The organism is Dysgonomonas sp. 521, from assembly GCF_010501055.1.
In the GTDB taxonomy this organism is placed as follows: Bacteria; Bacteroidota; Bacteroidia; order Bacteroidales; family Dysgonomonadaceae; genus Dysgonomonas.
In genome coordinates this window covers 1-7,456 of record NZ_QVMO01000127.1, presented here as the reverse complement: position 1 = coordinate 7,456, position 7,456 = coordinate 1, and the positions used below count along the sequence as shown (strand labels likewise).

Sequence of the window (7,456 nt, the reverse complement as noted above, 5' to 3'; positions counted from 1 at the left end):
ACCCAAACTCTAAAAAAAATAAGCGGATAATTAATGAACTAAAACAATATGGGACTATTGCCGCTTAAAAAAGCTGTTTTTATAACGAACTATTGTTACATCAAACTCTTTTCCAAAAGCGATTATAAATTCAACAGCATCATCTCCTGTAATTTTTAAATCTTTCTCAATATCTATATTTGAAGTCAATTTAAAAGGATATTTCCATCTTTCTTTTTCTATAAAAGAGCATAATTCTGGGCTTACTTCATTGTCTATCATAATTATTTTATTTAGGTGCTCCAACAAGGGGCTTGTAACTATTTAATCGCTGGTTTTGCCTATAACTTCTAACCCAAGCGTCTCCGCCATATCTTGTTCCTAATTCTCGTCCAATACTCCAAGAGGTTAAAAACCAACCTGCATATGGAATACCACGGCCGAGAGCCCGCCCAATTGTATTTGTTCCCAATGTTGTGGCCACTTTTGTGCCTGTATGTTTGCCCAAAACTTGAGTAAACCTTACTGGTATTGCTTTTGACAAAGTATAAGATGCAATGGAGGAACCAGGCTTTGACCCTAATGCTCCGATTGGTTTTAATGCTTTTATTGGCTGTCCTAATAATATCATAGATGGCCCAACTAAATCCGTTGCTGAGAGGTTATAGCTTTCATCATATTCTCCATCCGGTGCAAAAAGAGCATCTAAATTAGTGGATGTAATATAAGCATAATTCGTTTCTTTACTACGCATTCCAACCTTAAAACTACCTTGATAGTCATCTAAATTGATATTGAAGTCGAAACTGTCATCATTGAAAGAAAGTGAATTAGCCTTATTATGTTCCTTATATTCATCATCTGTCATGCGATTCCAACCTCCATAATCAAATGGGTCTGAGGTCTCATTGCTTGCTACTGATTGTAAATGTCGTAATGCCCTGGCTATTTCCTCCGGGTCATTGGTTGTCCATACATCCATACCAAATGGGTCGATATTTCGTAACGGATTGTTAAGTACATAACTGTATGGACTCCAACTATAATACTTCTCCGCCAGCGGATCCACACTCGTAAACCTACCGATCTGGCTATCCATATACCTTGCACTATAGTCATACAAATTCAACCCGTGCATCGCATCCAACTCCTTCCCATTATACTTATACGGCTGTTTCTCAGCCCCTGTAGTACTTGCAAAGACCGAACCGAAAGGATAATAATGATTCTTCTGAACCAACGTACCGCTGGCATTAGCTACCACACGGTTATTACCCAGATGGTCATTCATATAGAAATGATAGGTAGTGCCTTCGATATAGCCGCCTTCGACCAAAACTCTTTTTAGTACTGACGTAAATATAGCAAGAATGTTAAAAAGTGACAAAGGTGACAGGTTTTTCGCTGTTTTTATTTGTTACTTTTCTTTGTATAACCTTACTCATACAATAGATAAATAATCCTGCCAGGGATAACAGTGACAGGATTATTTATTTCTATTATTTTAGCCCGACGCAGGCGGAGTCTGCGATGAACGGAGGTCTACAACGGACTGTGTTAATTACTGCAATCAGCCTTCTGTTCGGACTTTTCTTTCTTTATAAGGAAACACTTGGTTGTATATAACTTCATTTTATAATCTTTACCTTGTTTTATAGCAATTGTGATATATAAATAACTTATGGGATATATATTAGATTGTTTACCTTGCTCTAATATAGAATCTAAATTTCCTTTTCTTATTTCTTTTATAACATATTGGGTTAAACTTCTGTCTGGCTTGAGATACTCAATTTTAAATGGTATTTTCTTTTCTATGTATATATTTAAGTATTCAATATTGTCAGATTTATAAACAGAACAAGTATAACTAGGCGTTTCTTGACTATAAGTTTCAACAAAAATAAGGGAATCCATGCTATAGTCTGATGTTTTTAATTCATTCAATAGCTTTTTCCTTGCTTCGTATAAAAAAACATTATGTAAATAATCTACAGAAGATTTATTAAAAAAATAGTCTTTTATTTGCTTAGACCTCTGCATAGTATTATTCGTTTCTCTCATCTGTTCTAATCCTTTCATGTCTTGAGCATTTAGAGAATTGGTTGAATAGAATAAAACTATAAATAATATTATTAGATACTTCTTCATATTATTTTCTTCTTGGAGATGGTAATGTGTTCGTTGGTAAATATGGTGTTCTTAAGAATGTGCTATGCCCTGCGGAATTAATTAGAGCAGGACCAACCCCTCTTACTCCATTTGATAAATAATGAGTCCGTAAAGGTAACCCTGCTTCTCTTCGCATTTGATTCTCTCTAAATGTGGCATAGACTTCTGTTCTTGTCAGAATAAAACCTGTAGATGTTACTAATCCATCTCTTGTAGCTGTTGCAGCATCATTACCTCTCACTGCCCTGTCATGACCATGACCTAACTCATGTCCCAAGTCCAACCAGAATGGACTTTGTTGTATACCTGCTTGGGTTGGAATATTACTTCCTTGTAAATTAGACTTCATAAAAATAGTAGGATATCCTTGTTCTCCTAAAGCTATATGATTCCCATTGGAGCCATCTGCAATAGAGTTTGTCGCGATCCCAATATTATTTTGATCATTGGAGAAAAAATCTATTAATGATTGTCCTGTAGCAGTACTGGCTAACTGATTTAGTGCGTCAAGCACTCCTTCATAAAAACTTCCAGTTTCAGGCGTATAAGCAACATATTCCAATGTTCGGGTTCGTAAGTTCATTCGCTCTCGATATAATTGACCATTGTCATACCTATAATTAACATTATTAGTTGAATCCGTTAACATTATCCACATTCCTGTCGGATCAATATACTTCAACGGATTATTCCCTACATACACATACGGACTAATACTATAATACTTCTCCGCCAACGGATCCACACTCGTAAACCTACCGATCTGACTATCCATATACCTTGCACTATAGTCATACAAATTCACCCCATGCATCGCATCCAACTCCTTGCCATTATACTTATACGGCTGTTTCCCTGCCCCTGTAGTACTTGCAAAGACCGAACCAAAAGGATAATAATGATTCTTCTGAACCAACGTACCACTACTATTGGCCACCACACGGTTATTACCCAGATGGTCATTCAGATAGAAATGATAGGTAGTGCCCTCGATATAGCCGCCATCGACTAAAACTCTTTTTAAGTACTGATGTAAATATAGTAAGAATGTTAAAAAGTGACAAAGGTGACAGGTTTTTCGCTGTTTTTATTTTGTTACTTTTCTTCTTTTAAACGAACTCATATTATAATAGATAAATAATCCTGCCAATAATGACAATGGCAGGATTAAATCTATTTATTGCTATGTAACACACAGACTGGAAGTCTGCGCGAGCGGGAGCGGAGAGACAGGATAAAAACTACTTCACCAGAGTTTTATTATATACTAACAAAGCATCTATATAGTCTGTATTAAACTCTAACGACCTAATATGCTCTATCCTAAACAACATTGAAGAATCCATCCAAATACCCTTTGCATTAATTCTTTTAATATAAAATGATTTTTTTAATATCTTTTCTATCATTCCAATAAAAACATAAGAGTTATCTTTTAATGATATTTGAAAAATCACTTTATTTTTATATAAATATTCTATCATGGAATTACTCTCTAATGGTATAGATATTTCACGCTTTTTTAAACGATGATTAGCTTTTAAAACATCCTCTGTTAATATCTCTCGTTCTGTCCTATCTATAAATTTGATATATTTTTTATTTATTATACCCAAACCATCAATTGAATAATCTATAAGATTCTCTATCAATATCCACTCATCACTTTCACTAATCTTTATTCCACAAAGTGAATCTTCCCAGTTTTTAATTCCTATCGAAAAAACTTTATAATCATCCATATTTATATTATTAATAAGGTCTTCTTGCATCTCCTTTTTCTTTTCTATTTTGATCCATATCTCTTCTCGTATCAGCCCTTTCATGTTTATTTCTCTTTCTCTTGGATTTATTCTTTCTGTGCCCTCCTACTATTTCTTGATTTTCTGAATCTACAGACTCTTGTTTTTTATTTTTAGGCGATTCTTTCTTTTTTTCTTATTGGCTATACGTTCATTTCGAGTTGGCTTTTCTTTCTTTACTACATTTTCAGCAACATCATCTAGATTTTCAATCGCTTTTTCTAACTTCTTAGCAGCTTTTGGTACTTTTTTACCCAATTTCGATCCATATTTAACAGCTTTTTTCCCTCCTCCTCCAGGAACAATAAAATCCATTATTTCAGAGGTTACGACTCCAACTGTTCGACCAGTTTCATAATCAGAATTATCTGAAGACACTCTTTCTGCATCCGTTTTTTGATTAAATGTATTTAAAGAATAATCTTGATCAGATAAAGGTTTATTCGGATCATGACTTAATAAACCATGTATAAACCCTTTTATTGCATCAATTGGACCTTCTCCTGTAGGATCTACATGTCTTAATGGATTATTATAACCATAGCTATATGGTGACCAACTATAGTATTCTTCCGCCAGCGGATCCACACTCGTAAACCTACCTATCTGACTATCCATATACCTTGCACTATAGTCATACAAATTCACCCCGTGCATCGCATCCAGCTCCTTGCCATTATACTTATACGGCTGTTTCCCTGCCCCTGTAGTGCTTGCAAAGACTGAACCAAAAGGATAATAATGATTCCTCTGAACCAACGTACCGCTGGCATTAGCCACCACCCGGTTATTACCCAGATGGTCATTCATATAGAAATGATAGGTAGTCCCTTCGATGTAACCGCCATCAACCAAAACTCTTTTTAGTACTGATGTAAATACAGCAAGAATGTTAAAAAGTGACAAAGGTGACAGGTTTTTCGCTGTTTTTCTTTGTTACTTTTCTTCTTTTAAGCGCACTCATATTATAATAGATAAATAATCCTGCCAAAGATGACAGTAACAGGATTATATCTTATTATTCAAGGCAAAGCCTTATTTTTAATCCGGCGCAGGTGGAGCTTGCGACGAACAGGAGATTATCAAACACTATTTGTATAAAACCATAAATTCTCTACAGATATTAATTTACCTCCAAAAGTAATATTAAATACCTCTTTTAAAACATTTTCTTTTATAAATAAATATTCTTTAAAAAATGAATCGACCTTAATTACTGATATATAATCATATCTATTTAAACATACATTTAGTGATTCATAGTATTCTTTAGTAAGAAGTACAATGGGGTACTTAACATACATGTATCCTGCTATTGTTTCATTATAAAATATTTGAGCCCAAAGTTCTTCTTCTTCCCAAAAGGAAACTTTTATTTGATTAGAAACAAATTCTTCCAAGATTTCATAGAAAATATTATTACGCCATAATACATTTTGAGTAAAGGCCTTTTCAATTAGTGATGTTATATCTTTCATAATAATTTATCTACCAGGTGAACCATGAATAGTATTTTTAGAATTTTTATAAACATTAATTATATTAGTAGGCTGTCCATTACCTAATGTTCCTATATTTGTATTCGTGACAGGAACCTTTGCTTTATTGTTTAACCAAAGATTATTTTTATCTGCAAACTCAGCAGCTTTCAATACTGCTTTATTTGCATCTAATGTTGGATAGAATAGGCTCTTACCTTGTACCCCACCAAAAACATGTTTCTTCATTGCTTCTTGAGATACAGTATAAGTACCATTAGTTAAATTTCCATGAACATTCTTTGATAAAGAAGATGCCTCAGCAGTACTTAGTGTTGTGCCTGCAACCGTTGAATTAGCCACTGCACTAGCTTCTTTAAAAGCAGATGAAACAGCCTGTCCCATTTTCGCAGTGGTTACAACGATTGCAGCATCAGCCGCTACACCGCCAATCACTCGTCCCGTTGCAGAACCATCTCCTCCATTTAAGTCATATGATAGCGCATTTACTGTATTGATTCCTATGGAGACTTGCCCTCCTGTCATCATATCGCCTACCCGGACAGTAGCATCTCCTATTGTCCCTAGTAAGGCTCCGCCTACATCACCACGTTTCATTTGGTCTACACGTGCCTGAGCACTTTGCTCGTGGTTATTGTATGCCTGTTTTACAGTCTCTATAGGATGGGCAATAGCATTGCCAATAGATTTAAATGTGCCGACAAATCCTTCCCCTATACCTCTTATTACATCTCCTGGTCCTTCCCCAGTTGAATCTATATAACGTATAGGGTTATTATAACTATACACATACGGACTCCAACTATAATAATTTTCAGCATGTGGATCCACACTCGTAAACCTACCTATACCACTCTCATAATACCTTGCCGAGTAATCATACAAATTCAACCCATGCATTGCATCCAACTCCTTGCCATTATACTTATACGGCTGTTTCCCTGCCCCTGTAGTACTTGCAAAGACTGAACCAAAAGGATAATAATGATTCTTCTGAACCAACGTACCGCTGGCATTAGCCACCACACGGTTATTGCCCAGATGGTCATTCAGATAGAAATGATAGGTAGTGCCTTCGATATAGCCGCCATAGACTAAAACTCTTTTTAGTACTGATGTAAATATAGTAAGAATGTTAAAAAGTGACAAACGTGACAGGTTTTTCGCTGTTTTTCTTTGTTACTTTTCTTCTTTTAAACGAACTCATATATAAGATAAATAATCCTGCCAGGGATGACAAGGACAGGATTATATCTTATTACTATTCAAGGCGAAGCCTTGTTGTTAGCCCGATGCAGAAGGTGATTCATCGTTAACACAAGTCGAAAACCCCAATCTATCTATTAGTATCTCAGGAAGGTCTACAAATCTCATATCTCTTTTATATATGTAAAGAAAAAACCAAGAAGAAAACCCCTCTGTAATTATTTTATAATTTTCGTAAATAGTATAGCTGAATAATTTTTTGTTATTTGAATTTACAAATAAATTATCAGGGTTACACCCATTTTTCACAATAAAAAGAGAATTTCCAATATAAAAGTATCCTAAGAGCTTAATATTGTCAATAAATCTAATAGGAACAGAATGAATTCTAGCTAAGTAAACATCAACTTCTGAATCTTTTTGAATAGATATTGTATAAATGTAATTCGCTTCTCTATTTGCTTTTCTCAATATTATAGAATCCAACATCTCTAAGAATCTATTATCAGTTATATTTAGTCTCTCCTTACGAATATAAAAGTTTCCAAATATTTTTCATTTCGCTAGCATTTTCATCAGTAGAAAACTATTTGCATTTGGTTGGCAGCATTTATTATATAGCCAAGAAATGAGATTCTTCATCCATTTCTTGAGATTCCAGGCTGTGGCACTTAGAAGAGCATTGATTTGGACATACCTCTCCCCACAGAGATAATTTTCATGCATTCTGAAGTCTGATTTGAGATGTGCGTTAACCGGTTCTATTGCTGCCCTGCGTCTAAACTTCCTCCGCTTTTT

Annotated in this window: 9 protein-coding genes and 1 pseudogene; all 10 read right to left on the bottom strand. The window is 34.8% G+C overall.

Going from position 1 to position 7,456, the window contains the following annotated elements:
- Positions 1-54: 54 nt before the first annotated feature.
- Complete coding sequence (locus tag D0T84_RS20465) at positions 55-261, bottom strand: DUF1493 family protein (protein ID WP_163309704.1); 207 nt, start codon at positions 259-261, stop codon at positions 55-57.
- A gap of 7 nt (positions 262-268) precedes the next feature.
- Positions 269-1,366, bottom strand: a complete 1,098-nt coding sequence (locus D0T84_RS23380; RefSeq protein WP_370525538.1) for an RHS repeat domain-containing protein — start codon at positions 1,364-1,366, stop codon at positions 269-271.
- A 170-nt stretch (positions 1,367-1,536) separates the two neighbouring features.
- Positions 1,537-2,061, bottom strand: coding sequence for a hypothetical protein (locus D0T84_RS20455; protein ID WP_163309703.1), 525 nt, complete (start codon positions 2,059-2,061; stop codon positions 1,537-1,539).
- Positions 2,062-2,131: 70 nt separating this feature from the next.
- On the bottom strand, positions 2,132-3,088 hold the full coding sequence (locus D0T84_RS23125; RefSeq protein WP_370525537.1) for an RHS repeat-associated core domain-containing protein: 957 nt from the start codon (positions 3,086-3,088) through the stop codon (positions 2,132-2,134).
- Positions 3,089-3,392: 304 nt separating this feature from the next.
- The gene (locus D0T84_RS20445) at positions 3,393-3,977 is read right to left on the bottom strand and encodes a hypothetical protein (protein WP_163309702.1); all 585 of its coding nucleotides are present in this window, start codon (positions 3,975-3,977) and stop codon (positions 3,393-3,395) included.
- A 66-nt stretch (positions 3,978-4,043) separates the two neighbouring features.
- Positions 4,044-4,859, bottom strand: a complete 816-nt coding sequence (locus D0T84_RS20440) for an RHS repeat domain-containing protein (protein ID WP_255495498.1) — start codon at positions 4,857-4,859, stop codon at positions 4,044-4,046.
- A 176-nt stretch (positions 4,860-5,035) separates the two neighbouring features.
- Positions 5,036-5,431 carry a hypothetical protein gene (locus tag D0T84_RS20435; protein ID WP_163309701.1) on the bottom strand — a complete coding sequence of 132 codons (396 nt, stop codon included), beginning with the start codon at positions 5,429-5,431 and terminating at the stop codon, positions 5,036-5,038.
- A gap of 6 nt (positions 5,432-5,437) precedes the next feature.
- Entirely contained in the window at positions 5,438-6,601 is a 1,164-nt protein-coding gene (locus D0T84_RS20430) for an RHS repeat-associated core domain-containing protein (protein ID WP_255495497.1), read from the bottom strand.
- Positions 6,602-6,736: 135 nt separating this feature from the next.
- On the bottom strand, positions 6,737-7,129 hold the full coding sequence (locus tag D0T84_RS20425; RefSeq protein WP_221413156.1) for a hypothetical protein: 393 nt from the start codon (positions 7,127-7,129) through the stop codon (positions 6,737-6,739).
- A gap of 230 nt (positions 7,130-7,359) precedes the next feature.
- Positions 7,360-7,456 (bottom strand): annotated as a pseudogene (locus D0T84_RS23375) (hypothetical protein); the annotation flags it as partial.